This is a genomic window from Geodermatophilus sp. Leaf369 (assembly GCF_001424455.1).
In the GTDB taxonomy this organism is placed as follows: Bacteria; Actinomycetota; Actinomycetes; order Mycobacteriales; family Geodermatophilaceae; genus Klenkia.
Map to the genome: position 1 here is coordinate 844,077 of NZ_LMQA01000001.1, position 24,448 is coordinate 868,524.

Annotated in this window: 28 protein-coding genes; 8 read left to right on the plus strand and 20 right to left on the minus strand. The window is 75.7% G+C overall.

The genetic code is table 11. The annotated features are described in order from the left end of the window. Positions 1-77 precede the first annotated feature (77 nt). Both ASG36_RS04185 and ASG36_RS04190 read left to right on the plus strand, forming a co-directional pair. On the plus strand, positions 78-1,316 hold the full coding sequence (locus ASG36_RS04185) for a magnesium transporter MgtE N-terminal domain-containing protein (RefSeq protein WP_055759816.1): 1,239 nt from the start codon (positions 78-80) through the stop codon (positions 1,314-1,316). Next, entirely contained in the window at positions 1,309-1,866 is a 558-nt protein-coding gene (locus ASG36_RS04190) for a DUF1003 domain-containing protein (protein ID WP_055762397.1), read from the plus strand. The genes ASG36_RS04185 and ASG36_RS04190 overlap by 8 nt, the downstream gene beginning before the upstream one ends. Positions 1,867-1,875: 9 nt before the next feature. Here ASG36_RS04190 and ASG36_RS04195 read toward each other — a convergent pair whose 3' ends face one another. From ASG36_RS04195 to ASG36_RS04210, 4 genes are all read right to left on the minus strand, one after another. Continuing rightward, positions 1,876-3,138, minus strand: coding sequence for an SLC13 family permease (locus tag ASG36_RS04195; RefSeq protein ID WP_055759819.1), 1,263 nt, complete (start codon positions 3,136-3,138; stop codon positions 1,876-1,878). Between the two features lie 83 nt (positions 3,139-3,221). Continuing rightward, positions 3,222-3,755, minus strand: a complete 534-nt coding sequence (locus ASG36_RS04200) for a hypothetical protein (RefSeq protein ID WP_200944323.1) — start codon at positions 3,753-3,755, stop codon at positions 3,222-3,224. A 9-nt stretch (positions 3,756-3,764) separates the two neighbouring features. Then, positions 3,765-4,079 (minus strand): AzlD domain-containing protein, encoded by a 315-nt coding sequence (locus tag ASG36_RS04205; protein WP_055759822.1) that lies wholly within the window; start codon positions 4,077-4,079, stop codon positions 3,765-3,767. Continuing rightward, positions 4,076-4,759 (minus strand): AzlC family ABC transporter permease, encoded by a 684-nt coding sequence (locus ASG36_RS04210; RefSeq protein ID WP_055759825.1) that lies wholly within the window; start codon positions 4,757-4,759, stop codon positions 4,076-4,078. The genes ASG36_RS04205 and ASG36_RS04210 overlap by 4 nt, the downstream gene beginning before the upstream one ends. A gap of 49 nt (positions 4,760-4,808) precedes the next feature. On the opposite strand from ASG36_RS04210, the gene ASG36_RS04215 reads away from it, so the two are divergent. Next, complete coding sequence (locus ASG36_RS04215; RefSeq protein WP_055759826.1) at positions 4,809-5,969, plus strand: Mrp/NBP35 family ATP-binding protein; 1,161 nt, start codon at positions 4,809-4,811, stop codon at positions 5,967-5,969. 1 nt (position 5,970) lies between these two features. Here ASG36_RS04215 and ASG36_RS04220 read toward each other — a convergent pair whose 3' ends face one another. The 4 genes from ASG36_RS04220 to sigE all read right to left on the minus strand — a co-directional run bounded on the left by ASG36_RS04220 (position 5,971) and on the right by sigE (position 9,085). After that, positions 5,971-6,357, minus strand: a complete 387-nt coding sequence (locus tag ASG36_RS04220) for a twin-arginine translocase TatA/TatE family subunit (RefSeq protein ID WP_055759829.1) — start codon at positions 6,355-6,357, stop codon at positions 5,971-5,973. A 60-nt stretch (positions 6,358-6,417) separates the two neighbouring features. Beyond that, entirely contained in the window at positions 6,418-7,725 is a 1,308-nt protein-coding gene (locus ASG36_RS04225; protein ID WP_055759832.1) for a S1C family serine protease, read from the minus strand. Positions 7,726-7,949: 224 nt separating this feature from the next. Continuing rightward, positions 7,950-8,528: an anti-sigma factor gene (locus ASG36_RS04230; RefSeq protein WP_055759835.1), complete on the minus strand. Its 579-nt coding sequence runs from the start codon at positions 8,526-8,528 to the stop codon at positions 7,950-7,952. Then, on the minus strand, positions 8,525-9,085 hold the full coding sequence (gene sigE, locus ASG36_RS04235; RefSeq protein ID WP_055759838.1) for an RNA polymerase sigma factor SigE: 561 nt from the start codon (positions 9,083-9,085) through the stop codon (positions 8,525-8,527). Before sigE ends, ASG36_RS04230 begins: the two co-directional genes overlap by 4 nt. A gap of 195 nt (positions 9,086-9,280) precedes the next feature. Here sigE and ASG36_RS04240 point away from each other — a divergent pair, with 195 nt between their 5' ends. Further along, the gene (locus ASG36_RS04240; protein ID WP_055759841.1) at positions 9,281-9,958 is read left to right on the plus strand and encodes an O-methyltransferase; all 678 of its coding nucleotides are present in this window, start codon (positions 9,281-9,283) and stop codon (positions 9,956-9,958) included. On the opposite strand, the gene ASG36_RS04245 is transcribed toward ASG36_RS04240, so the two are convergent. Together ASG36_RS04245 and glgC are read right to left on the minus strand one after the other, a co-directional pair. Continuing rightward, positions 9,955-10,452 carry a 2'-5' RNA ligase family protein gene (locus ASG36_RS04245; RefSeq protein WP_055759844.1) on the minus strand — a complete coding sequence of 166 codons (498 nt, stop codon included), beginning with the start codon at positions 10,450-10,452 and terminating at the stop codon, positions 9,955-9,957. The two genes, ASG36_RS04240 and ASG36_RS04245, sit on opposite strands and share 4 nt — an antisense overlap. Further along, complete coding sequence (gene glgC, locus ASG36_RS04250) at positions 10,449-11,669, minus strand: glucose-1-phosphate adenylyltransferase (protein ID WP_055759847.1); 1,221 nt, start codon at positions 11,667-11,669, stop codon at positions 10,449-10,451. Before glgC ends, ASG36_RS04245 begins: the two co-directional genes overlap by 4 nt. Before the next feature lie 95 nt (positions 11,670-11,764). On the opposite strand from glgC, the gene glgA reads away from it, so the two are divergent. Beyond that, complete coding sequence (gene glgA, locus ASG36_RS04255) at positions 11,765-12,937, plus strand: glycogen synthase (protein WP_055759849.1); 1,173 nt, start codon at positions 11,765-11,767, stop codon at positions 12,935-12,937. Here glgA and ASG36_RS04260 read toward each other — a convergent pair. The 3 genes from ASG36_RS04260 to ASG36_RS23050 are packed head-to-tail and all read right to left on the minus strand — an operon-like array spanning position 12,934 to position 14,065. Further along, the gene (locus ASG36_RS04260; protein WP_055759852.1) at positions 12,934-13,524 is read right to left on the minus strand and encodes a nitrile hydratase subunit alpha; all 591 of its coding nucleotides are present in this window, start codon (positions 13,522-13,524) and stop codon (positions 12,934-12,936) included. The two genes, glgA and ASG36_RS04260, sit on opposite strands and share 4 nt — an antisense overlap. After that, positions 13,521-13,787 carry an SH3-like domain-containing protein gene (locus ASG36_RS23045; RefSeq protein WP_055759855.1) on the minus strand — a complete coding sequence of 89 codons (267 nt, stop codon included), beginning with the start codon at positions 13,785-13,787 and terminating at the stop codon, positions 13,521-13,523. The genes ASG36_RS04260 and ASG36_RS23045 overlap by 4 nt, the downstream gene beginning before the upstream one ends. Further along, entirely contained in the window at positions 13,784-14,065 is a 282-nt protein-coding gene (locus ASG36_RS23050; RefSeq protein WP_055759858.1) for an SH3-like domain-containing protein, read from the minus strand. Before ASG36_RS23050 ends, ASG36_RS23045 begins: the two co-directional genes overlap by 4 nt. Before the next feature lie 57 nt (positions 14,066-14,122). Here ASG36_RS23050 and ASG36_RS04275 point away from each other — a divergent pair, with 57 nt between their 5' ends. Then, complete coding sequence (locus tag ASG36_RS04275; RefSeq protein WP_055759860.1) at positions 14,123-15,103, plus strand: MsnO8 family LLM class oxidoreductase; 981 nt, start codon at positions 14,123-14,125, stop codon at positions 15,101-15,103. Here the strand turns inward: ASG36_RS04275 and ASG36_RS04280 are convergent. Together ASG36_RS04280 and ASG36_RS04285 are read right to left on the minus strand one after the other, a co-directional pair. Then, positions 15,072-16,049, minus strand: a complete 978-nt coding sequence (locus ASG36_RS04280; RefSeq protein WP_055759864.1) for an App1 family protein — start codon at positions 16,047-16,049, stop codon at positions 15,072-15,074. The two genes, ASG36_RS04275 and ASG36_RS04280, sit on opposite strands and share 32 nt — an antisense overlap. Next, the gene (locus ASG36_RS04285) at positions 16,046-16,804 is read right to left on the minus strand and encodes an alpha/beta fold hydrolase (RefSeq protein WP_082522771.1); all 759 of its coding nucleotides are present in this window, start codon (positions 16,802-16,804) and stop codon (positions 16,046-16,048) included. Before ASG36_RS04285 ends, ASG36_RS04280 begins: the two co-directional genes overlap by 4 nt. Positions 16,805-16,845: 41 nt before the next feature. Here ASG36_RS04285 and ASG36_RS04290 point away from each other — a divergent pair, with 41 nt between their 5' ends. Then, positions 16,846-18,306 carry an NAD(P)/FAD-dependent oxidoreductase gene (locus ASG36_RS04290; RefSeq protein ID WP_055759870.1) on the plus strand — a complete coding sequence of 487 codons (1,461 nt, stop codon included), beginning with the start codon at positions 16,846-16,848 and terminating at the stop codon, positions 18,304-18,306. A gap of 4 nt (positions 18,307-18,310) precedes the next feature. Here ASG36_RS04290 and ASG36_RS04295 read toward each other — a convergent pair whose 3' ends face one another. The 5 genes from ASG36_RS04295 to ASG36_RS04310 all read right to left on the minus strand — a co-directional run bounded on the left by ASG36_RS04295 (position 18,311) and on the right by ASG36_RS04310 (position 23,298). Continuing rightward, positions 18,311-19,357 (minus strand): GGDEF domain-containing protein, encoded by a 1,047-nt coding sequence (locus ASG36_RS04295; RefSeq protein WP_235494558.1) that lies wholly within the window; start codon positions 19,355-19,357, stop codon positions 18,311-18,313. 77 nt (positions 19,358-19,434) lie between these two features. Next, positions 19,435-20,880, minus strand: a complete 1,446-nt coding sequence (locus ASG36_RS04300) for a hypothetical protein (protein WP_055759873.1) — start codon at positions 20,878-20,880, stop codon at positions 19,435-19,437. Further along, on the minus strand, positions 20,877-22,337 hold the full coding sequence (locus ASG36_RS04305) for a M17 family metallopeptidase (RefSeq protein WP_055759876.1): 1,461 nt from the start codon (positions 22,335-22,337) through the stop codon (positions 20,877-20,879). The genes ASG36_RS04300 and ASG36_RS04305 overlap by 4 nt, the downstream gene beginning before the upstream one ends. Positions 22,338-22,447: 110 nt before the next feature. Further along, positions 22,448-22,615 (minus strand): DUF3117 domain-containing protein, encoded by a 168-nt coding sequence (locus ASG36_RS21370; protein ID WP_082522773.1) that lies wholly within the window; start codon positions 22,613-22,615, stop codon positions 22,448-22,450. A gap of 122 nt (positions 22,616-22,737) precedes the next feature. Continuing rightward, positions 22,738-23,298, minus strand: a complete 561-nt coding sequence (locus ASG36_RS04310; RefSeq protein WP_304437783.1) for a DNA-3-methyladenine glycosylase I — start codon at positions 23,296-23,298, stop codon at positions 22,738-22,740. A 25-nt stretch (positions 23,299-23,323) separates the two neighbouring features. Between ASG36_RS04310 and ASG36_RS04315 the strand changes: the two genes are divergently transcribed. Next, positions 23,324-24,391: an NAD(P)-dependent oxidoreductase gene (locus tag ASG36_RS04315; RefSeq protein ID WP_055759880.1), complete on the plus strand. Its 1,068-nt coding sequence runs from the start codon at positions 23,324-23,326 to the stop codon at positions 24,389-24,391. Positions 24,392-24,448 lie beyond the last annotated feature (57 nt).

The following is a 24,448-nucleotide window of genomic DNA, read 5'->3' on the forward strand; positions in this document are numbered from 1 at the left end:
GGTGATCACCGTCGTGTGGTCGTGGGCCACGCGGTGGCCCCGTGACCTGACGCGCGAGACCTGACGAGGAGGCCGCTGTGACCACGGTGACCAGGGCCTACGTCTCCCGGCTCGCCGGGCTGACCGTCTTCGACCCCAACGGCGACCGGGTGGGCAAGGTCCGCGACGTCCTGGTGGCCCTGCGGGTGGGCACCGCGGCGCCCCGGGTGCTGGGGCTGATCGTCGAGGTCGTGGCCCGACGGCGGATCTTCTGCCCGATGGGTCGGGTCACCGCCGTCGACGCGACCGCGGTGATGCTGGCCTCCGGCACGGTCAACCTCAAGCGGTTCGAGCAGCGCGCCGGGGAGACGCTCGTGCTCGGCGAGCTGGCCGACCGCAGCGTGACGGTCACCGAGACCGGGCGTCCGGCGACGGTCACCGACGCCGCGATCGAGCAGACCCGGACCGGCGACTGGGTGCTCTCCCGGCTCGCCGTCCAGGAGCCCGGGCGGCTGGGCCGCCGCGGGCACACCCACCAGCTGGCCTGGGACGAGGTCACCGGCCTCGGGCTGCCGCAGGTGGGGCAGTCGGCCGAGACGCTGATCGCCACCTACCGCGACCTCAACCCCGCCGACATGGCGCACGCCCTCCAGGACCTGCCGCTCAAGCGCCGGCACGAGGTCGCGGACTCGATGGACGACGACCGGCTGGCCGACGTGCTGGGTGAGCTGCCCGAGGCCGAGCAGATCGTCATCCTGGGCACGCTGAGCGAGAACCGGGCCGCCGACGTGCTGGAGGCGATGGACCCCGACGACGCCGCCGACCTGCTCGCCGAGCTCCCCAACGTCGACCGCAACCGGCTGCTGGAGCTGATGGAGCCCGACGAGGCCGAGCCGGTCCGGCAGCTGCTGAAGTACTCCGAGGACACCGCCGGCGGGATGATGACCAGCGAGCCGGTGATCCTCTCCCCCGACGCGACGATCGCCGAGGCGCTGGCGCGCGTGCGGGCCCCGGAGCTCACCCCGTCGCTGGCCAGCCAGGTCTACGTCTGCCGGCCCCCGTCGGCGACCCCGACGGGGCGCTACCTGGGGCTGGCGCACATCCAGCGGCTGCTCCGCGAACCCCCCTCGACCCTCGTGTCCGGGGTGCTCGACGACCTCGAGCCGCTGCGCCCGGAGACCCCGCTGGCCGAGGTGACCCGCTACTTCGCCACCTACAACCTGGTCGCCGCCCCCGTGGTCGACCCCCAGGGACGCCTCGTGGGCGCGGTCAGCGTCGACGACGTGCTGGACCACCTGCTGCCCACCGACTGGCGGGAGCGTGCCCGCCGTGGCTGACGGCGACCGCCGGCCGGAGACCGGGCGACTCGACGTCCCGCGCAGCAGCCGGACCGCGTTCCAGTTCCTGCGGCTGGACCCCGACGCGGTCGGCAAGTTCGCCGAGGGCATCGCCCGGTTCCTGGGCACCGGCCGGTTCCTCGCCGTCCAGACGATCATCGTGATCGTCTGGATCGTGCTGAACGTGACCGCGGTGCAGCTGCGCTGGGACCCCTACCCGTTCATCCTGCTCAACCTGGCCTTCTCCACCCAGGCCGCCTACGCCGCGCCGCTGATCCTGCTGGCCCAGAACCGGCAGGCCGACCGCGACCGGGTGCAGTCCGAGGAGGACCGCAGCCGGGCCGCCTCGACCCGGGCCGACACCGAGTACCTGGCCCGCGAGCTCGCCTCGCTGCGGGTGGCCGTCGGCGAACTCGCCACCCGGGACTTCATCCGCGGCGAGCTGGCCCGGCTGGTGCCCGAGGACCTGAGCGAGGAGACCGCGGAGCGCCGCAAGAAGGAGCGCAAGCGCAAGCGCGAGCAGGCCCGCGAGGACGCCGGCAAGAACTGACCGTCTGCGTCAGCCCCACCCGGGCAGCACGAACACCGCCCAGGCCAGCAGCGGACCCAGCGCGGTGACCGTGCCCGCGTAGCCGAGCATCCGCTTGTAGAAGCGGTCGCGGTCGGTGCCGGCCGGGGCGTTGGCGAGCACCAGCGCGCCGTTGGTGGAGAACGGGCTGACGTCGACCACGGTGGTGGCCACGGCCAGGGCCGCGACGAAGCCGACCGGGCCGATGTCGCCCTGCTGCAGGAACGGCAGTGCCAGCGGCACCATGACCCCGAGCATCGCCACCGACGAGGCGAACGCCGAGGCGATGCCGCCCAGGTAGCAGATCAGCAGCGCGGCCAGCAGCGGGACGCCGAGCCCGGCGATGCCGTCGCTGACCAGGTCGATCGTGCCGGCGGCCTGCAGCACGCCGACGTAGGTGAGCACCCCGGCGATCAGCAGCACCGTCGACCAGGCCACCGAGTCCACCGCCCGCCGGGTGCCCTTCGGGTCGAGCAGGGCCAGACCCGCACCGATCAGCAGCGAGGCGAACCCGACGTCGACCTGCCAGACCACCGTCAGCACCGCGAGCAGGAGGATGCCGGCCACCGTGGCGGCCTGCACCAGGGTCACCCGGGACGCCCCCGGGACCGCGTCGGTCTCGGGCTCGGCCGCAGCGCCCGGGGCGCCGACGGCGACGGGGACCCGCCGGCGGCCCAGCCACACGGTCAGCGCGGCGGCGATCGCCAGGTTGAAGCCCAACGGGGCCAGCGCGAGGGCGAGCGGACTGCCGGCGAGGTCGCTGTCGCGCACCAGGCCGTTGACGAAGCTGCCGTAGACGCTGATCGGCGTGAACGCCCCGCCCAGCGCGCCGTGGACGACCATCATGCCCATGTAGAGCGGGTCGATCCGGTGCCGCGCGGCGAAGCGCAGCGCGATCGGCGCGACGATGGCGACGGCGAAGAGCGCGCCGATCCCGATCAGCACGGCGCTGACGGCGAACATCACCCACGGCACGAGGGCGACCCGGCCGCCCACCGCGCGGACCGCCCCGGCGACGAGCAGGTCGACCGTGCCGTTGACCTGCGCGATGCCGAACAGGTACGTGATCCCGATCAGGGTCACCACGAGGTCGGCCGGGAACCCGGCCAGCACCTCGTCGGTGCTCAGACCGAGCACGACGGCGCCCACCAGGAACGCGGCGCCGAAGCCGAGCACGCCCATGTCGATCGGCAGCAGGGTGGCGATGACCAGGATCCCCAGCAGCACCAGCAGGGACAGGACCTCCGGTGACACGGAGCAGCCTCCTCGGGCTCGACGGTGCGGCCCGACCGGCTGTGAGCGGGGCCACGTTCCGGGACAGCCGACCAGAGGACCGGTCAGTCCGCTCCTCGGCCCCCCGCAGCCAGCCGGGCCAGGTTCAGCAGCTGCCGGCGCATCATCACCAGGTCCCCCCAGCACAGCGCCGCGGCCACCGGCCTCGGCAGCGCCTGCACGCGCAGGACGGCGACCAGCCGACTCGTCGCGTCGTCGTCCCCGGGGAGGGCGGCGTAGCTGACCGCCATGTCACCGGAGGCCCGGGCGACCGGGCCGGGCGGGAGGACCAGGGTCAGCTCCTCCCCCGGCACGAACGTGTGCACCCGGAACACCGTGGCCACCCGCTGACCCACCGCCAGCTCGTCCAGACCCGGGGTGAGGGTCTGCGGACTGCGCCGGCCGAGGTTGTCCACCAGGTCGTAGCTGTAGGGCGCCGCGCGCAGCTGGCAGAGCCAGCGGAACGCCACCTCGCGCGGGGCGGCGACGTCCACCCCGCGCAGCCAGCGCAGCGGCGCACCGGGTCGCAGCCCGTCGCAACCGTACGTCGCGGCGACCTCGGCCGGGGTCACGCCCCACTGCTCGGGCAGGTCCGACACCGTCGCTCCTCAGGTCAGCCAGTGCACGGCGGCACCGGTCAGGCCGGCCAGCAGCAGGACCACCACGAAGGGCGCCCGGAGGGCCAGGGCGAGCGCGGCGACCGCGAGACCGGCCAGCCGCCCGTCCACGACCAGCTGCGCTCCGGAGGTCGCCGCCTGCACGGCGACCAGGGCGCCCAGCAGCGCGGCCGGGACGAACTCGACCACCCGGCGCACGACCGGGTGCTCCACCCAGGCGGCGGGCACGCTGAGCCCGGCCAGCTTCAGCAGGTAGCAGCCCACCGAGGCCACCAGCACCACCGTCCACAGCGTCCCGGTGCTCACCGCCGCCACCTCCCGGCCAGCGCTACCGCCACCACCGCGGCGATCACCTGCACCCCGGCCGGCACGAACGGGGTGAGCGCGAGCGCGACCACCGCACCGCCGAGGGCGACCCGGCGCTGGGCGGCGGGCTCGGCCCAGGCCCGCTGCAGCCGGGGCCACAGCAGCGCGAGGAAGGCCGCCGGCACGACGGCGTCCAGCGCGGCCTGCGCCGTGCCGCCCAGCCCCTCGGCGCCCAGCGCGCCGACCAGCGTCATCACGTTCCAGCCGAGGTAGATGGTCGCGCCACCGGCGGTGAAGGCCAGCCGGGCCAGCTCCCGGTCCGGGGCGGCCACGGCCAGCGCGGTGGTCTCGTCGATCACCCAGTGCGCCGTCGCCGCCCGTCGCGCCGCGCCCCGCGTCTGCAGCAGCGGCACCAGCCGGACCCCGTAGACGGTGTTGCGGGTGCCCAGGAGCAGGGCGCTGCCGACCGCGGCGAGCGCTCCCCCACCGGCGCCGAGCACGCCGACCAGCGCGAACTGGGAGGCCCCGGTGAACATGAGCAGGGACAGCGCGCAGGCCTGCCAGGGGTCCAGCCCGGCCGTCACCGCGGCCGCACCGAAGGCGACGCCGTACAGACCCACGGCGACGCCGAGACCGATCGCGTCGCGCAGCGTGGAGGCGCGGGTCGCGTCGGTCGTCACGACCGCGCAGCCTAGGGAGGGCCCGGAACAGCGGTCGTACAGTGGCGCCATGACCGAGACGATGACCGGCACGCCGGCGCTCGACGCCGTCAACGCAGCCCTGGCCACCGTCCAGGACCCCGAGATCAACCGGCCGCTGCCGGAGCTCGGGATGATCAAGGACGTCCAGCTGGGCGTGGGCGGTGACCCCGGCGCGGTCCGGGTCGAGGTGTACCTGACCGTCTCCGGCTGCCCGATGCGCGACACCATCACCGACCGGGTCACCGAGGCCGTCACCCGGGTGCCCGGGGTGACCACCGTGCAGGTCGGCCTGGACGTGATGAACGACGAGCAGCGCACCGAGCTGCGCAAGACCGTGCGCGGCACCGACGCACCCGAGGCCGTGATCCCCTTCGCCCAGCCGGGCTCGCTGACCCGGGTCTACGCGGTCGCCTCCGGCAAGGGCGGGGTGGGCAAGTCCAGCGTCACGGTCAACCTGGCCGCCTCGCTGGCCCGCCGCGGCCTCTCCGTCGGCGTCGTGGACGCCGACATCTACGGCCACTCGGTGCCCCGCATGCTGGGCGTCGACGACAAGCCCACCCAGGTCGAGAACATGATCATGCCGCCGCAGTCCTACGGCGTGAAGGTCATCTCCATCGGCATGTTCACCCCGGGCAACACCCCCGTCGTGTGGCGTGGCCCGATGCTGCACCGCGCGCTGCAGCAGTTCCTCGCCGACGTCTGGTGGGGCGACCTGGACGTGCTGCTCATGGACCTCCCCCCGGGCACCGGCGACGTCGCCATCTCGGTGGCCCAGCTGGTCCCGAACGCCGAGATCCTGGTGGTGACCACCCCGCAGCAGGCCGCTGCCGAGGTGGCCGAGCGCGCCGGGGCGATCGCGACCCAGACCCACCAGCAGGTGGTCGGGGTCGTGGAGAACATGTCCTGGCTCGAGCTGCCCGACGGCTCCCGGATGGAGCTCTTCGGCTCCGGTGGTGGCCAGGCCGTCTCCGACGCGCTGACCAAGACCCTGGGCGCCCGTGTGCCGCTGCTGGGTCAGATCCCGCTGGACACCCGGCTGCGCGAGGCCGGGGACGCCGGAGCACCGATCGTGCTGGCGCAGCCCGACGCCCCGGCCGCGCAGGCGCTGGAGAAGATCGCCGAGGGCCTGGCGGTGCGCTCCCGCGGGCTGTCGGGCATGTCGCTGGGGCTCACGCCCGTCCGACGGTAGGTCAGGTCGCGTCGGTGTCGTAGGGCGCGGGCCGCGTGCGGTCCCGCGCCCTGCTCGCACCGGCGGCGGCTGCCGCCCCGGCGGCGGCCGCCGGGGTCGCCGACCGCGGGCCCGACGCCCGGCGCACCGGGGACTCGTCGTCCCCCACCAGCTGCTGCCGGATGAACGTCCGCGGGTTGTACTGCCGCAGGTCCAGGTCACGCAGCTGGTCGAAGTCCTCGCCCAGGCTGTCGTGCAGCTGGCCCCGCACGCCGGTCACGGCCTCGCGGACCCGCTTGAGCCCCTGGGCGGCGTCCTTGGCCAGCGAGGGCAGCCGCTCGGGCCCGAAGATGAACAGGGCGGCGAGCCCGAGGACGATGATCTCGCCCCAGCCGATCGAGTCGAACACCTGCCACCCCCTCCCGTGAAGCCGTCGGACCCACTGTAGGCAGGCCGCCTGAGCGTGGGCTCAGGCCCTGGTGAGGGTCGCCTGCACCTCGGTGGACCCGCCACCGCGGACCACCTCGATGGTGACCACGTCGCCCGGGGACCGGGCGTCCACGGCGACCACGAGCTCCTCGCTGCTGCCCACCCGCTGACCGTCGACGGCGATGACGACGTCCTGCTCGACGATGCCGGCCTGCTCGGCCGGGCTGCCGGGCTCGACGTTGACCACCAGCGCGCCGTCCCGGGCACCGTCGGTGACCGAACGGGCCTGGACGCCCAGCGAGGCGTGCACGGCGGTGCCGGTGCTGATCAGCTGCTCGGCGATCCGGTCTACGGTGTCCACCGGGATCGCGAAGCTCAGCCCGATCGAGCCGCTGCCCAGGGAGGCGATGGCGGTGTTGATGCCGATCAGCGCGCCGGTGGCGTCCACCAGGGCACCGCCGGAGTTGCCCGGGTTGATCGGGGCGTCGGTCTGCACGGCGTTGATCACGGCGTTGGTGTCACTGCCCTGCCCGGAGAGCCGCACCGGGCGGTCCAGGGCGCTGACGATGCCGCTGGTGACCGTGCCGGCCAGACCCAGCGGCGAGCCCAGCGCCACGACCGGGTCCCCGACGACGACCTGGTCGGACGTGCCGAGGGTGGCCTGCACGAGCCCGGGCTTGTCCACCTGGAGGACGGCGAGGTCGCTGGCCGGGTCACGCCCGACGATGGTCGCCGCCGAGCCGCTGCCGTCGGAGAACACGGCGCGGATCTCGGCGCCCTCGACCCCGTCGGCGCCGGAGACCACGTGGTTGTTGGTGACGATGTAGCCGGAGTCGGCGTCGATGACGACGCCGGAACCCGACCCGCCGGCCTCCCCGACCCGCACCTCGATCGAGACCACGGCCGGGCTGACGGCGGCGGCGATCTCCGAGATCGACCCCGGCTCGCGGGTGATGCCCGGGGACACCTGGGTGATCGAGGTGCCCGGGGAGAGCAGCGGCTCCTCGTCGGCGGTCCGGCCCAGGTACCAGCCCAGCGAACCGCCCAGGGCGGCCACGAAGACCAGGGCCAGCAGGGCCAGAGCGCCCAACCGGATCGACACGTCGCCCAGCCGCAGCCGCCGGCGGCCGCGGGGGTCGACGACGAGCGGCCCGTCGTCCTCGGCGGTCTCCTCGGCGTAGACGGCCGGGGCGCCGAGCCGGGCCGGGGAGGCCGGGTCACGCCACGGGTCGTCGGCGGCGTCGGACTTCCACCACGGGCCGGTGGCGGTGCGTCGCCGGCCGGGGCGGCCACCGGGTGGCTCGCCGATCCCGGACTGGCCGGCGCGCGGGGCGAAGGCGCGCAGCACGGCCTCCGGCGGCGGGGCGGGCAGCGGTCGGGGGCGCGGCGTGGGGCGGTCCTCGGCGAAGGACCCCTCGACCTGGTCGGGGCGGCCGAACGCCGTCCGCTGCTCCGGGGCGGGCTCCGGGGCGCGGCGGGCGGGTGCCGGGACCGACGGGCCGCGCTCGAAGGAGCCCTCGGCGCCGGTGGGGCGGCCGTAGCCGCCGTCGTCGGGCCGCTCGGGGGTCTCGCTCAGGGGGTCCCGCCGGTGAGCTCGGTGGTGGCGCCCACGGTCTCGGTGCGGACGACGGGCGGGACGACCTCGGTGCGCTCGGACAGCCCCTCGACGGTGTCGACGACGACCGCGGGCCGGGCGACCTGGGCCGCGTCGGTGGCCGGCAGCGACGCGGCCAGCGCGACCACGCCCAGACCCAACCCCGCGAGACCGGCGGCCACGCCGCGGCGCAGCCACCGGGCCTGGCCCGGGCGGGCAGGGGCGTCGGCGTCGGGGGCCAGGGAGACCGAGAACCCGTTGCCCAGCACCCGGTCGGAGGTGGCGAACAGCGGCGTGGACCCGCCGAAGCCACCGGAGGCCGACACGTCGGCGGTGAAGGGGATGGCGCGCAGCCGGGACATCAGGTCACCGGGCACGACCACGTCGTCGCTGTCGTGCAGGGCGGCCTTGGCCTCCCGCTGGGCCGCGACGGCGAGCCGGCACTGCAGGCAGCCGGTGAGGTGCCGGGCCGCACGGCCGGCGGCTCCCCCGGAGAGCTCGCCGTCGACCAGCGCGGCGATGGCCTCCTGTGCGAGGTGGCTCTCCGGGACGTTCACCGTGCGCCCTCCGCGACCGGACGGCGCTGGGGGGCCAGGTGGGCCAGGGCCTCGCGCAGCTGCACCCGGCCGCGGTGGATGCGGCTGCGGACGGTGCCGAGCTTGATGCCCAGGGTCGCCGAGATCTCCTCGTAGGTCAGGCCCTCGATGTCGCACAGCACGACCGCCACCCGGAACTCCGGGGACAGGGCGTCCAGCGCCGCCTGGACCTGCGGGTCGAGGTGGGTGTCGGCGTAGACCTGCTCGGGCGAGGGGGCCGTGCCCGGCAGCCGCTCGGTGTCCTCGGGCAGGGCGTCGAAGCGGATCCGCTGCCGGCGCCGGACCATGTCCAGGAAGAGGTTGGTGGTGATCCGGTGCAGCCAGCCCTCGAAGGTGCCCGGGGTGAAGTCCGCCAGCGAGCGGAACACCCGGACGAACGTCTCCTGGGTCAGGTCCTCGGCGTCCTGGGCGTTGCCCGAGAGCCGGTAGGCCAACCGGTACACCCGGGCGGAGTGGTCGCGGACGACCTGTTCCCAGGTGGGCGCCACCCAGACGTCGGCGGCGGCAGGCTCGGTCACGTCCCCAGGATCGCAGACGGCGGCCCCCGCGACCTCCCCACGGGGGGCGGTGCCGCCCACACGGGTGGTGGAGCCGGGATCCGAGGACGCACGCTTCAGCCGCACACCCGCCCCAACGGACGACGAGGCCCCCGGTGTTCCCCGTCCGCCCAGCTCACAGACACCCCACAGGTGCCCGTCCACTACCCTCGCCCGGTGACCAGCGCCGCCGGACCGCCGCCCGTGGGTGGCTCCCCCACCGACGCCGCGGCGTACGCGGCCACCTTCGCCGCCGAGTCCCCCGCGCTGGTCGCCGCCCGCCACCGGGCCGCCGCCGCGGTCGGCGCGCTGGGCACGGTGCCCCCCGTCGAGCCCGCCGTGGGCGCCACGCTGGCCGTGCTCGCCGCCACCGCGGGTGCCCGCTCGGTGGTCACCATCGGCGGCGGGGGCGGGGTCGCCGCGCTCTGGCTGCTGCAGGGCATGCGACCCGACGGCGTCCTCACCGCGTTGGACGCCGACCCCACCGAGCTGCGCGCGGCCCGCCGGACCTTCGCCGACGCGGGCATCGCCAACGGACGGACCCGGCTGATCTTCGGCACCGTCGGCGAGGTGCTCCCCCGGCTGTCGACCGAGGCCTACGACATCGTCACCTGCGCCGGCCCGCCGGCGGAGTACTCCAAGCAGCTGCCGGCGCTGCTGGGCCTGGTGCGCCCGGGCGGCTCGCTGGTGCTGCACGGGATCTCCGAGTCCCACGTCGGGGACCGCAAGCAGCGCGACCCGCAGACGGTCGCCTGGCGGGAGATGGTGCGCGGCGTGAAGGACGACGAGGCGCTGGTGTGTGCCGTCGTCCCGGTCGGCGCGGGCCTGCTCGTGGCCACCAAGCGCGCGGACTAGAAGGCGAAGCGCTCCACCGGCTCCCACGGGCCGCCCAGGTAGCGCCAGAGCCCCAACCCGACCGCGGGCACCCGCTCGGGGGCGAACGAGGCGGCCAGGTCGTCGTACAGGGCCTTCGCCTGCTCGGGTCGCACCTTGTTCTGCACCGTGACGTGCGCGTGCTTCCACGAGGCGTCCTGGCGGGTGAGCCACGGCGCCCAGGACCGGGCCAGGTCCGCCCGCAGCGCGGTCAGCTCGGGGGCGGCGAGGTCGTAGGCGACGCCGCGACCGAGCAGCCGCAACCCGGTGACCTCGACGTCGAACGGTGCCCGGTCGGCCGTCGTCCCGAGGTCGGCGGTGACCCGGTCCAGGTGCTCACCGGGCACCGCGTGGAACAGCGTGACGTGGGCGGCCAGGTGGTTCCGGTCGGCCGGGAAGTGCTGCTCGCGCAGCCGGTCGAAGCGGCCCTGCGCCTCCTCGGCGAGGAGCAGGGTGACCACCAGGGGCGCGCTCACACGATCGCGCGGGCGCCCTTGCCCAGGACGGTGACCCCGCCCGCGCTGACGTGGTACCGGGTGCGGTCCTCCTCGAGGTCCACCCCGATCCGGGCCCACGGCGGGACGACGACGTTCTTGTCCAGGATCGCCCGCCGGACGACCGCGCCCTCACCGATGTGCACGCCGTCCATCAGCACGCTGTCCTCGACGGTGCTGGCCCGGTCCACGCGCACGCCGGGGCTGAGCACCGAGCCACGCACGGACCCGCCGCCGACGATGACCCCGGCGCTGACCATGGAGTCCTCGGCGCGGCCGCCCAGGACGAACTTGGCCGGCGGGAGCTGCGGGGGCAGCGTGTAGATCGGCCACCGGTCGTTGTAGAGGTTGAAGACCGGGGTGACCGAACGCAGGTCCATGTGCGCGTCGTAGTAGGAGTCCATCGTCCCCACGTCGCGCCAGTAGCCGTGGTCGCGGTCGGTGGCGCCGGGGACGACGTTGGTGGAGAAGTCGTAGACCCAGGCCTCGCCCTTGTCGGCCAGCATCGGCATGATCGACCCGCCCATGTCGTGCACCGAGGACTCGTCCTCGGCGTCGGCCCGCAGGGCCTCGAGCAGCGCGTCGGTGGTGAAGACGTAGTTGCCCATCGAGGCGAAGCTCTCCTCGGGGCTGTCGGGCAGGCCGGGCGGGTCGGCCGGCTTCTCCAGGAAGCTCTTCACCTTGCCCTCGGCGGTGGCGTCGATGACGCCGAACTCGGTGGCCTCGTGGCGCGGCACGCGCAGCCCGGCGACGGTGACGCCGGCCCCGGTCTGCAGGTGCTGGTCGATCATCTGCGAGGGGTCCATGCGGTAGACGTGGTCGGCACCGAAGACGACGACGATCTCCGGGCGGGCGTCGTAGATGAGGTTCAGCGACTGGAAGATCGCGTCGGCACTGCCGGTGAACCAGCGCGGGCCCAGGCGCTGCTGGGCGGGCACCGGGGTGACGTAGTTGCCCAGCAGGCTGCTCATCCGCCACGTGGTGGTGATGTGCCGGTCCAGTGAGTGGCTCTTGTACTGGGTGAGCACGGCGATCTGCCGGATCTCGGCGTTCACCAGGTTGGACAGCACGAAGTCGATCAACCGGTAGTTGCCGCCGAACGGGACGGCGGGCTTGGCCCGGTCCTGGGTCAGCGGGGAGAGTCGTTTGCCCTCTCCACCGGCGAGGACGATGCCGAGGACCCGCGGGCTGCCACGCATGTGATCAACCTAATGCCCGGGACGCACCCGTGCGCACCCGGTCGTCGCACCGACCGCGCTGCGCGTCCGTCCACCCCCGCTCTAGGGTCTGCCGCATGCGCGTGGGAGTCGTCACCCGGGAATGGCCGCCGGACGTCTACGGGGGTGCCGGCGTCCACGTCGAGCACCTCGTGGCCGCGATGCGGGAGCTGCCCGACGGACCGGAACTGGACGTGCACTGCTTCGGCGGTCCCCGCTCCGACGCCACCGCGCACGCCGTCCCGGCCGGGCTGGCCGACGCCAACGGCGCGCTGCAGGCGGTCGGGGTGGACGTCGAGATCGCCGCGGCGCTGGCCGGGGCCGACCTCGTGCACTCCCACACCTGGTACGCCAACCACGCCGGGCAGCTGGCCTCGCTCGTGCACGGCATCCCGCACGTGGTCACCGCGCACTCCCTCGAGCCGCGCCGGCCGTGGAAGGCCGAGCAGCTGGGCGGGGGCTACCGGCTCTCCAGCTGGGTCGAGCGCACCGCCTACCTCGCCGCCGACGCCGTGGTCGCGGTCAGCAACGGGATGCGCACCGACGTGCTGGACGCCTACCCCGACCTCGACCCGGCGAAGGTCCTCGTGGTGGGCAACGGCGTCGACGCCCAGGCCTACCGGCCCACGCCGGACGACGACGTCGTCCGCTCGGTGGGCGTGGACCCGGCCCGGCCCTACGCGCTGTTCGTCGGCCGGATCACCCGCCAGAAGGGCCTGGTGCACCTGCTGGCCGCCGCCGAGCAGCTGCCCGAGGACGCCGGCCTGGTGCTGTGCGCCGGCGCCGCGGACACCCCGGCCGAGCGCCAGCAGGTCGCCGACGCGGTCGCCGAGCTGCAGGCCCGGCGCACCGGGGTGGTCTGGATCGAGGAGATGCTGCCGCGGGAGAAGCTCGTCCCGCTGATCACCGGGGCGACGGTGTTCGTCGTCCCCTCGGTGTACGAGCCGCTCGGGATCGTGAACCTGGAGGCTGCGGCCTGCGGCACCGCCGTGGTGGCGTCGGCCGTCGGGGGCATCCCCGAGGTCGTCGACGACGGCCGGACCGGGCTGCTGGTGCCCTACGACGAGGCCGACCCGGTCGCGTTCGCCGCCGGCCTGGCCGCCCGGATGGCCGAGCTGCTCGCCGACCCCGACCGGGCCGCCCGGATGGGTGCCGCCGGCCGCGAGCGCGTGCTGGCCGAGTTCGGCTGGCCGGCGATCGCCCGGCAGACCGTCGACGTCTACGCCCGGGTGCTGGCCGCGCGCGGTTAGACCAGTGCCGTGCCGATGAGGCCCTTGCGGGTGACCAGCCCGGCGAGGGCCTCCTCGGTGAGGTCCGCGGTGCCCTCGGGCCGGCGGGGCAGCACCAGGTAGCGCGACTCCGCGGAGGCGTCCCAGACCGAGATGCGGGTGTCGGCGGGCAGCTCGACGCCGAACTCCGCCAGCACCGACCGCGGGTCGCGGACGACCCGGGAGCGGTAGGCCTCGGACTTGTACCAGGACGGCGAGGGCCCCAGCAGGGCGATCGGGTAGCAGCTGCAGAGGGTGCAGACCAGCACGTGGTGCTCGTCGGCGCTGTTGGCGACCACCTTCAGCCGCTGCTCCTGCAGTCCCCCGGCCATCGACAGGCCGACCTCGAGCAACGCGGCGTTGGCGTCGGCGAGCAGCCGGGCGCGGAAGCCGTCGTCGGTCCAGGCACGGGCGACGACCCGGGCGCCGTTGGCCGGGGTGCCGCCGGCGGCGAACTCGTCGATCCGGGTGTCGATCTCCCCGGGGTCGAGCAGACCGCGGGCCTCCAGCAGCGCCTCGAGGTGCCGGACCTCCGCGGAGATCGTGGAGCTGGCGTGGTCGGCGCTCATCCGGGCCCCTCCAGGTGGTCGTGCCACAGCTCGACGACGACCGAGTGGTCGCCCTCGCCGAACAGCTCCCGGGCGGCGAACCGCACGTGGTAGACCGGCTGGGCCGGCACGTCCAGGCCGCGGGCCCGGTCGTCGGCCAGCGGGTGCGCCCCGGCGACCTCGACGACCACCCCGCGGGCGCCGCGGGCGTAGCCGGGCAGCCGGGTGTGCCAGGCGACGTCGACGGTCCGGGCCCGCACGGTGTCCCCGGGGGCGAAGGTCACGGCGCCAGCTCCCCGGGCGAGCAGACGCCCTTCTCGACCAGCAGCGTGTTGATCGCGGCGAACCAGCGCTCGTAGTAGCCCGAGCTGCGGAACTGCTCGACCGGCAGCCGCTCCTGGGCGTCCCGGAACTCGTCCAGGTTGTAGACGCCGCGGCGGATGAGCGCCCCGTTCAGCGCGACCACGTGGGCCTCCCAGTCGTGGTGGAAGCGCGGTTCGTCCGGTTCCTCCACGACCGCCGGGAACCCGATCGCACCGCCCACGTCGTTGACTCGGCTCACCCGTCCTTCCTACCGCGTCCGGGACTCCCCGGGGGGCCGACCGGCGTTGCACCCGCCATGGACGTCGCGCTCTCCCTGCTGGACCGCACCCGCACCCGGGTGGGCGCGAGCGACGCGACCGCCATCGGGCACACCCTGGAGCGGGCGGTGCGCGCCGAGCAGCTGGGCTACGACCGGTTCTGGGTGGCCGAGCACCACGGCGTCCCCGGGGTGGCCGGGTCGGCGCCGGCGGTGCTGCTGGCCGTGCTCGCCGGCCGGACGACGACGATCCGGCTGGGCTCGGCCGGCGTCATGCTGCCGCACCACCAGCCGCTGGTCGTCGCCGAGCAGTTCGCCACCCTGGCCGCGGTCGCCCCGGGCCGGGTCGACCTGGGGGTGGGCCGCTCCCCCGGGTTCACCGCCCCGGTCCGCCGCGCGCTGCGGCAGGCCGACACCGACTTCGCCACCGACCTGGCCGAGCTGCGCGCCCACCTGGAGGGCACGGCCGAGATCACCGCGCACCCCCGCCCGGCCGCCGCCGTCCCGCTCTTCGTGCTGGCCACCGGGCACGGTCTGGACGTCGCCGCCGCGCTCGGGCTGCCCGTCGTCGTCGGCGGGCCGCTGCTGCGCGCGCCGGAGGAGCCGCTGGACCGCTACCGGCAGGCGTTCCGGCCCTCCGCGCAGGCAGCGGAGCCCTGGGTGGCGGTGAGCCTGGACGTGCTGGTCGCCGACTCCGACGCGCAGGCCCGCGAGCTGCTGCTGCCCGAGGCCTGGGCGATGGCCCGGGCCCGCACCACCGGGGTCTTCCCGGCCCTGGAGCCGGTGGCCGCGATCGGGCCGATGACGCCCACGCAGCAGCGGTACGTGGAGCAGACCGTGGCCGGCGCGGTCGCCGGCACCCCGGCCGTCGTCGCCGAGCAGCTGGCCGAGCTGGTGGCCCGCACCGGGGCAGCCGAGCTGGTCGCCTCCTCCAGCACCCACGACCGGGGCGCCCTGGCCGAGTCCGACGCCGCCCTGGCCGAGCTGGTCAGCGCTGCAGCGTCGCCCGTCCGCGGCTGAGCCCGGCACCGTCCGCGGCCCGCACCACCGGCGTCGTCCCCACCCGGCCGACCACCGGCCCGCCGACGCCGACGTCGCGCAGCAGGATCTCGGTGACCCGGTCGGGGTGGGCCCGGGCGAACTCCTCGTAGAGCGCCGGGTCGTGCTCGCCGGTGTCCCCGACCAGGGTCCAGTCGACCCCGGGCATGTCCTCGGCCAGCCGGAGCAGCGAGCCGCGCTTGTGCGCCTGCCCGTCCCGGAACCACCGGTCGGGCTGCAGCCCCCAGTCGGTGAGCAGCAGCGGGCCGGGCGGGAAGCCGTTGCGCTCGAGGAACGCCGACAGCGGCCCGATCAGGTTCCACGGGCCGTTGGACAGGTACAGCACCGGCACGTGCTCGCGGCCCTGGGTCAGCTCCTGCAGCAGGTCGGCCATCCCGGGCACGGCCCGGCGGTTGCGGCTGCGCTGCACGAACGTGCGGTAGGCCGCCCGCAGCGGGTGCGCGATCTCGGTGATGATCACCGTGTCGTCGATGTCGCAGACCACCCCGCGGTGGGCGTCCCGGGAGGACAGGTGCGTCGGCGCGGTGGCCGACCGGGCGCCGGTGCGCATCCGGACGGGCACCGTGGGGCGGCCGTCCAGGGTGCGGGCGACGTCGAGCACGGTGTCGACCAGGCCGTCGGCGTCGCTGACCACGTGCGACCGGACGCCGGCGACCTCGACGTCCACCCCGGTGCGCGGGGCCTCCAGGGTGAGGAAGCGCTGCCAGCCCGGGATGCGCAGCCGGGACTCCGGGTGCGTGCCGGCCGGGGCCAGCAGCACCCGGCCCAGCACCCGCACCCGCCCGCCGCTGCCGTAGCCGGGGAAGGGGATGGCCACCGGCACCCACCCGCGACCCCGGGCGATCCGGGCGGCCAGGTCACGCAGTCCGGTCTCGACGCGGTAGGCCACGCCCAGCAGCGTGGTCACCGGCAGAAGTCCGTGACGGCGGCGGCGAACGCCTCGGGGCGGGAGAAGTTCAGCCCGTGCGCGGCGCCGGGGAGCACCTGCAGCCGGCCCTGCGGCAGCACCGCGGCCAGGTCCTCGCACCACTGCTGCCCGGCGACCGGGTCCCGGCTGCCGCGCAGCACCAGGGTGGGGACGTCGACGTCGCTCATCGCGCGCTCCTCGGGTCGGCGCAGCGCGTGCCGTAGCACCGCCACCATCGTCAGCGGGCCCGCCCGCAGGTAGTCCACGGTCGCCACGAGCAGCAGCCCGGGCCGCTCCCGCGGTGCGTCCAGGGCCAGTCGACCGGCCTGCTGCCACCACCGCGGGGCGCTGGGGTCGCGGGTGGGGCCGACCAGCACCAGGTGCCGCACCAGGTCCGGACGCCGGCGGGCCACGTCGGCCACCACCTGGGCGCCCAGGGAGTGCCCGACCAGGTCGATCCCGCCCTCGACGTCGTCCAGCCCGGTGGCGTCCAGCCAGCCGACCAGCGCGTCGGCCAGCCCGGCGATGCCCAGCGTGCGGCCACCGCCGCGGGTGCGGCCGTAGCCGGGCAGGTCCGGGGCCAGCGTCCGCCCACCGCGTGCCAGGACCTGCAGCGCCGGCTTCATCGACCGCCCGGACATCCCGAGCCCGTGGACGAGGACCAGGGGCCGACCGCCGTGGCCGGCCTCCCGGTGGTGCATGCGCGTCGTCGTGCCACGCCGCAGCCCGACGGGGGTCCACACGTCGCTGGGCATCCGTGCAGCCTAGTGAGCGCGCCCCTCCTACCGTGGGGGGCGTGGCTCGTGTGGTGGTGGTGGGAGCCGGGCTCGGTGGGCTGGCCGCGGCGGCGCGGCTGGCCGCCGGCGGGCACCGGGTGACGGTGCTGGAGCAGGCCCCCGAGGTGGGCGGGAAGCTGGGCTGGTTCGCCCGCGACGGGCACGGCTTCGACACCGGCCCCTCCCTGGTCACGCTCCCGCAGGTGTTCCGCGACCTGTTCGCGGCCACCGGGGCCCCGCTGGACGACGTCCTGGACCTGGTCCGGCTCGACCCCGCGGTGTCCTACCGGTTCGCCGACGGCACCCGGCTCGCCGTCCCCGGGGACCTCGAGCGGGTGCGCGCGGCGCTGGGTCCGGAGTGGGCGGCGTTCCTCGACCGGGCGGCGGAGATGTGGCGGGTCACCGAGCAGCCGTTCCTGCGCTCACCGCTGGAGGGCGCCCGCACCCTGGCCCGGCTGGCCCGCTCGACCGCCGACGTCGGCACCGTCGCGCCGTGGTCCTCGCTGCGCGGGCTGGGCACCCGCTACCTGACCGACCCCCGGCTGCGGGTGCTGCTGGACCGCTACGCCACCTACTCCGGCTCCGACCCCCGCCGCGCGCCGGCCGCGCTGGCCACCGTCCCGTACGTCGAGCAGGCCTTCGGCTCCTGGTACGTCCGCGGCGGGCTGCGCCGGCTGGCCCTCGCCGTGGCCGACCGCGCGGTCGAGCGGGGTGCGGAGGTCCGCACGTCCACCGCGGTCACCCGGGTGCTCGTCGAGGGCGGCCGGACGACGGGGGTGCAGCTGGCCGACGGGTCCCGGCTGCCCGCCGACGTGGTGGTGGCCAACGCCGACGCCACCGCGCTCTACGACCGCCTGCTCCCCCGCGACGCCCCCGTCCGCCGGGCCCGGGCAGCCCTGTCGCGGGCGACGCCGTCGTCCTCGGGGTTCGTGCTGCTGCTCGCGCTGCGCGGGCGGACACCGGACGCAGCCCACCACACGGTGCTCTTCCCGGCCGACTACGACGCCGAGTTCGACGGGCTGTTCACCCACCCCCGCCCCCTGGCCGACCCGACGGTCTACGTGAGCTCCCCCGACGACCCGGCCACCCGCCCCGACGCCGACAGCGAGTCCTGGTTCGTGCTGGTCAACGCCCCGCGGCACGAGCCCGGCCGCGGGGTGGACTGGGACGCCCCCGGGCTGGCCGACTCCTACGCCGACCGGGTGCTGCAGGTGCTCGCCGACCGCGGGCTGGACGTGCGCGACCGGGTGCGCTGGCGCGAGGTGCGCACCCCGGCCGACCTGGGCCGGGCCACCGGCAGCGTGGGCGGCTCGATCTACGGGACGTCGTCCAACGGCGCGCGGGCGGCGTTCCTGCGCCCGGCGAACGCCTCGCCGCTGCCGGGGCTGTTCCTGGTCGGCGGTTCGGCGCACCCCGGGGGCGGGCTGCCGCTGGTGGCGCTGTCCGCCGAGATCGTCGCCGGGCTGGTGGGCCCGGCCTGACCGGTCAGGGACCGGCGACCGCCATCTGGTCGCGGCCGGACCGCTTCGCCCGGTAGAGGGCCCCGTCGGCCGCGGCGTACAGCGGGCGCAGGTCCGCGGCGTCGCGCGGGGCGTGCGCGACCCCGACGCTGACCGTCAGGGGCAGCAGCGTCCCGTCGGGCAGCGGCAGGGGCGTTGCCCGGACGGCGGCGACCAGGTCGGCGGCCCGCCGTTCGGCCACGTCGGGGGTGCAGCCGGGCAGCAGCACGGCCAGCTCGTCGCCGCCCATCCGGCTGACCACGGCGTCCCCGTGACGGACCGCGTCGCGCAGCACGAGGGCCAGGTGGCGCAGGGCGTCGTCCCCCACCGGGTGGCCGTGCACGTCGTTGACCGACTTGAAGGAGTCCACGTCGACCAGCACGAGCGCGGTGCCGGTGCCCACGGAGGTCGCGGTCAGCGCGGCGGCCATCGCCTCGTCGAGCACGCGGCGCGTCACGAGCCCGGTGAGCGGGTCGATCGCCGCCTGGTCACGGAGTGCGGCCAGCAGCCGCTCGGTCCGGTCCCCGGCGTGCGAGAGCAGCAGGGTGCTGACCGTCAGGACGCACCCCACGAAGACGGCGTCGGTGACCGCCGGGCCGGGGTCCTCCAGGCGGAACACGACGCCGGCGTTGCAGCCGATCGCCACCGCGGCCACGGTCCAGGCACCGGCGGTGCGCAGCTGGACGGCGGCCCACAGCGTGGGGAGCACCAGGAAGGACTGCGCGGCGGCCGAGGTGTCCGCGGTGAGCAGGTTCAGCCCGGACACCGCCAGGACGCCGAGTGCCGGGACGACCAGCAGCACCCCGGCCCGGTCGAGCCGGTGCGGGTCGGTGGACCGGCACGCGGCCACCCCGACCGCGAGCAGGACGACGACCACCCACGACCCGACCTGCTGGGTCGGGGTCACGGTCAGCGGGTCGAAGAGCGCGAACCCGGCCACGACGAGGGCGGCAGCCGACATCACCCAGGACGCGGTGCGCGCAGCGGCGACGGCGTCCCGGGAGCGCAGCCGGGCGGGCACGGACGGGTTCACGTCCGGTCCATCGGCGGGTGCGGGCCCCGGGTGCAGCAGGCGAGCGGGCGCGTCACCCCCTGGGGTGGGCCGCCGGGTCAGCCCCGCGCACCGCCGAGCCCCAGCACCGCGGCCAGGCCCAGCGCGCTGCGCGGGGCCCAGGCGGTCCGCCACAGCCCGCCGTGTGCGGCGCCGGACGCCTCGTCCTGCCACGGCTCGTCGTGGGTGGGCCCGCCGGCGGTGTGCAGGTCGTGCACGAGCAGGGCGGCCATCAGCACGTTCGAGGTCGCCGGTTCGAACACCTCGACGCCGAACCGGTGCGCCCCGGCGTAGGCCGCGGCCAGCGCGCGGTTCTTCAGCACCGACCGGGTGCGGGTGGGCGGCGCGACGTTCATCGAGACGGTGGCCCCGGCGGCCCGGGCGGTGGTGGCCCGCCAGCGCTGCAGCCGCTTGGCCAGGGCGTAGTTCGGACCCTGCTGGGGCACCAGGCTGTCGGCGATGCCCGGGTCGGTGCCGGGCAGGTAGGCCCGCTGGAGCAGACGGCCCCCCGACAGGGTGCGCAGCGGCCGGCCCAGCAGCTTGGCCGCCCGGGAGCGGTCGGCGTAGGCGGCGACCGAGGCCGCCACCGCCTCCCCGGGGACGGCGAACACGTCGGTGGGGGTGGCCAGGAACCCCAGCGCCAGGTCCGGGCGCAGCGCCTGCAGCCGCAGGGTGAGCACGTCGACGGCGACCGAGACCCGCACGTTGGTCGCGCCGTCGGCGTAGACGTAGTTGCCCAGCACGGGGACGCCGTCCAGCCCGCCGAGCCAGTCGGCGACCGCGGGGACCTCGCCGATGAGGTCGGCACCCACCCCGCCGTCCCCGGTCGGGAGAAGGAGCGTCCCGGCGCTGCGGCCGGCGGTCTCCCGGACGCGGCTCCAGATCGCCGGGCGGGGCAGGTCGACCGCCGCCACGGTGGCCCCCCAGCGCAGCAGCGCGGTCAGCGGCCCCATCTCGGCACCGGCGCCGAGCACCGCCACGGTGCGGCCGGGCAGGGCCAGCCACTCCGGGTGGGCCTGCACCGTGCGCACGGCCTCGGCGCAGCTGGGCTCGACCACCCCGGCGGCGACCCAGTCGTCCATCCGCCGGGTCAGCTCCTCCCCGCGCAGCCGGCCACCCCGGAAGGGCAGGGAGAGCTCGCGTTCGGGCTCGGACGTCCCGGTGACCGTCTCGGTGTGCAGCTCGCGGCCGGCCGGGGCGGTGCCCAGCTCGCGGAGGTCGGCCTCGCCGCCGGTGGTGGCCACGCGCATCCGGGTGTGCACCGCGTCCAGGCCGGCGTCGGCGATCGCGAGCGCGGCGTCCCGGGAGCCCAGGGCCGCCTCGGTCGTCCGCCGCACGTGCCGCAGGTAGCCCGCGCGCCAGTTGGTCTCCTGCTCGGCGGCCCGCGCACCGGTGGGGTCGACCGGGCGCAGCGCGTCGGCCACCACCGCGCGCCCGACCGCAGCCGTGCTGCGCCGTCCGTCCGGTCCGGTGGGGAAGACGACGCCGTGCTGCTGGTCGGTCACCCGGGAACTGTCCCACCCCCGGGGGCTCCCGACTCCAACCAGCGCAGCAGCGTCCGGACGGCGAACCCGGTGCCGCCCTTGACCGTGTCGCCGTGGTCGGCGCCGGCCCGGGCGGGTCCGGCGACGTCGAGGTGCGCCCAGGGGAGCCCGCCGGTGAACGGCTGCAGGAACAGCGCCGCGGTCGTCGCGCCCGGGTTGCCCGGGGCGTTGTTCGCGTCGGCGACGGGTGAGTCCAGCTGGGCCCGCAGGTGGGCGACGTGCTCCTCGGCCAGCGGCATCCGCCACCACGGCTCCCCCGCCGCCCGCCCGGCTGCCAGCAGTCCGTCGGCCAGGGCGTCGTCGGTGGCGTACAGCGCGCCGGTGCGGGCGCCCAGTGCGGTCTTCGCCGCGCCGGTGAGGGTGGCGACGTCGACGAGCGCGGTCGCTGCGAGCTCGCGGTGGGCGTGGGCGAGCGCGTCGGCCAGCACCATCCGGCCCTCGGCGTCGGTGTTCCGGACCTCGGTGGTGCGCCCGCCGACGTGGGTGACGACGTCCCCGGGCCGGTAGGCCGACCCCGACAGGTGGTTCTCCGCGAACGGCACCACGGCCGTGACGCGCACCGGCAGCCCGAGCGCCGCGGCCGCGTCGAGCGCGGCGAGCACGGCGGCGCCGCCGGCCATGTCGGTCTTCATCTCGCGCATGCCGGCGGTGGTCTTGACCGAGATCCCGCCGGTGTCGAAGGTGATGCCCTTGCCGACCAGCACCACGTGGGCGGTCCCGGCACCGGGCGGGTCGTACGCCGCCACCACGAGCCGGGGCGCGGACGCCGAACCACCGCCGACGGCCAGCACGCCGCCGAAGCCGCCGGCCCGCAGCTGGCGGGGGCCCAGCACCGTCGTCCGCACGTGGTCGAGTTCGCCGAGTCGGCCGACGGCCCGGTCGGCCAGCCACGCGGGGTCGGCCGTGTTCGGCGGGGTGGCGACCAGGTCGCGGGCCCAGGCCACGGACCCACCGGCCACCCGGCCCCGCTCCACCGCGCCCTCGTCGGCGGTCGACGCGACCAGCAGCACCGACGCCAGCCGCGGCGGGTGTGGCGCGGAGGAGTCCCGGAAGCGGTACCCGGCGAGCACGGCCGCCTCGGCGGCCGCTCGGAGCTGCTCGGGTCCGGCCGGTCCGGCGGCGCTGTCCAGCGCGACGACGAGCCGGGTGGCGCCGTGCTCGGCCAGCGTCTGACCCCGCCGGACGGCGATCGAGACGCAGGTGCGCACCTCGGCGGGGGTGCCGTCACCGATGCCGACGGCCACCACCGAGCGGGGGCGGCGTCCGGGCACCGGCAGGTTGGTGATGCCCCCGGGCCGGCCGCCGTTGCCGGTGTCGGCCAGCGCGCCGGCCAGCCACCCGGGGTCCACGACGGGGTCGGCCGCGTCGACCAGCCAGGACGGCAGTGCTCCACGGGCGCCCACCGGGACGACGAGCACGTCGGTGTCGGTGAGCAGGGGCAGGGCCGCGACGACGTCGACCCCGGGACACGCAGCGGCCCCGGTCGCCGGCGCGGGGCCGGCGGCCGGGGCCGTCTGAGTCGTGCTGGTCAGCTGATCGCGCCCTGGAGTGCCTCGGAGAGCGCCGCTGCCTCGTCGGCGGAGAGCTCGACGACGAGCCGTCCGCCACCTTCGAGCGGAACGCGCATGACCAGGCCGCGACCCTCCTTGGTGACCTCGAGGGGACCTTCACCCGTACGCGGCTTCATGGCCGCCATGCGTGCCTCCTTCACCGGCCACCCGCAGCCCCGTGCTGGGTGCGGTGTGGCTGTCGTTCCGTCTGCGAACCAGAGCTGCCGACCATTCTCCCGCATGATCGGGATGAGACCAACATGAGCCCTCAACCGAGACGCGCGACACCCGCCCGGAAGCAGTCCGCGACGTGGTCGTCGACCATCCCGGTGGCCTGCATGAGGGCGTGGGCGGTCGTCGGGCCGACGAAGGCGAACCCGCGCTTCTTGAGCTCCTTGGCCAGGGCCGTGGACTCGGCGGTGACGGCCGGGACGTCGGCCAGGGTGGCCGGGTTGGGGCGCTCCCCGGTCGGCGCGAAGGACCACAGCAGCGCCGACAACCCCTCGGGCAGCTGCTGGGCGGCGCGGGCGTTGCGGCGGGCGGCCTCGATCTTGGCCCGGTTGCGGACGATCCCGGCGTCGGCCATCAGCCGCTCGACGTCCGCGTCGGTGAAGTCGGCCACCGCGTCGATGGAGAAGCCGGCGAACGCGGCCCGGAACGCCGGCCGCTTGCGCAGGATCGTGATCCAGGACAGCCCGGACTGGAACGCCTCCAGGCACACCCGCTCGAACAGGGCGTCGTCCCCGCGGACCGGGACGCCCCACTCCTCGTCGTGGTAGGCGACGTAGTCGGGCGCACTCGTGGCCCAGGCGCACCGCTGCAGCTCCACGGGGCCGAGGCTAGCGTCGGCGCCCATGCGCATCCTCGTCACCGGTGGGGCCGGGTTCATCGGCTCGCACGTCGTCGCCGCCCACCTCGAGGCCGGACACGAGGTGCGGGTCCTCGACGCCCTGCTGCCCGCCGTCCACCCCGCCTACCCCGACGGCCCACCCGGACTGGACGGCGTCGAACTGGTCGTGGGGGACGTCCGCGACCCCGGCACCGTCGACCGGGTGCTGGCCGGGGTGGACGCGGTCAACCACCAGGCCGCGATGGTCGGGCTGGGCATCGACGTGCAGGACATGCCGCTCTACGCCGGCATCAACGACCTGGGGACGGCGGTGCTGCTGGCCGGGATGGCCCGCGCCGACGTCGGTCAGCTGGTCATGGCCAGCTCGATGGTGGTCTACGGCGAGGGCCGCTACGAGTGCGCGGTGCACGGCGTCGTCCCCGCTGCGCCGCGCCGTAAGGCCGACCTGGACGCCGGACGGTTCGACCCGCCCTGCCCGGTCTGCGGGGAGCAGCTGGCCTGGGGCGAGGTGGGCGAGGAGACCCCCACCGACCCGCGCAACACCTACGCCGCGACCAAGCTCGCCCAGGAGCACCTCGCCTCGGCCTGGGCGCGCTCCACCGGTGGCACCGCGGTCGGGCTGAGGTACCACAACGTCTACGGCCCGCGGATGCCGCGCGACACCTTCTACGCCGGCGTCGCGTCGATCTTCCGGTCGTCGCTGGAGTCCGGGCGGGCGCCGCAGGTCTACGAGGACGGCGGCCAGATGCGCGACTTCGTGCACGTCACCGATGTCGCCCAGGCCAACCTGCGGTCCCTGGAGCACCCGCCGGAGGAGTCCACGTTGCGCACGTACAACGTGGCCAGCGGGGTGCCGCACACCGTCGGGGACATGGCCCGCGCGCTGGCCACCGCGTTCGGCGGGCCGGACGCCCAGGTCACCGGGCAGTACCGGATCGGGGACGTGCGGCACGTCGTCGCCAGCCCCGAACGGGCCCGCGTCGAGCTCGGCTACCAGGCCGCCGTCGCCTTCGAGGACGGCATGCGCGAGTTCGCCACCGCCACCCTCCGGGCCGCCCCGCAGCAGCCCTGACCCTCGGCGGGGTGTTTCCGCGGAAACACCCCGCGCCGGTTCTGTCGTACCCCGGTG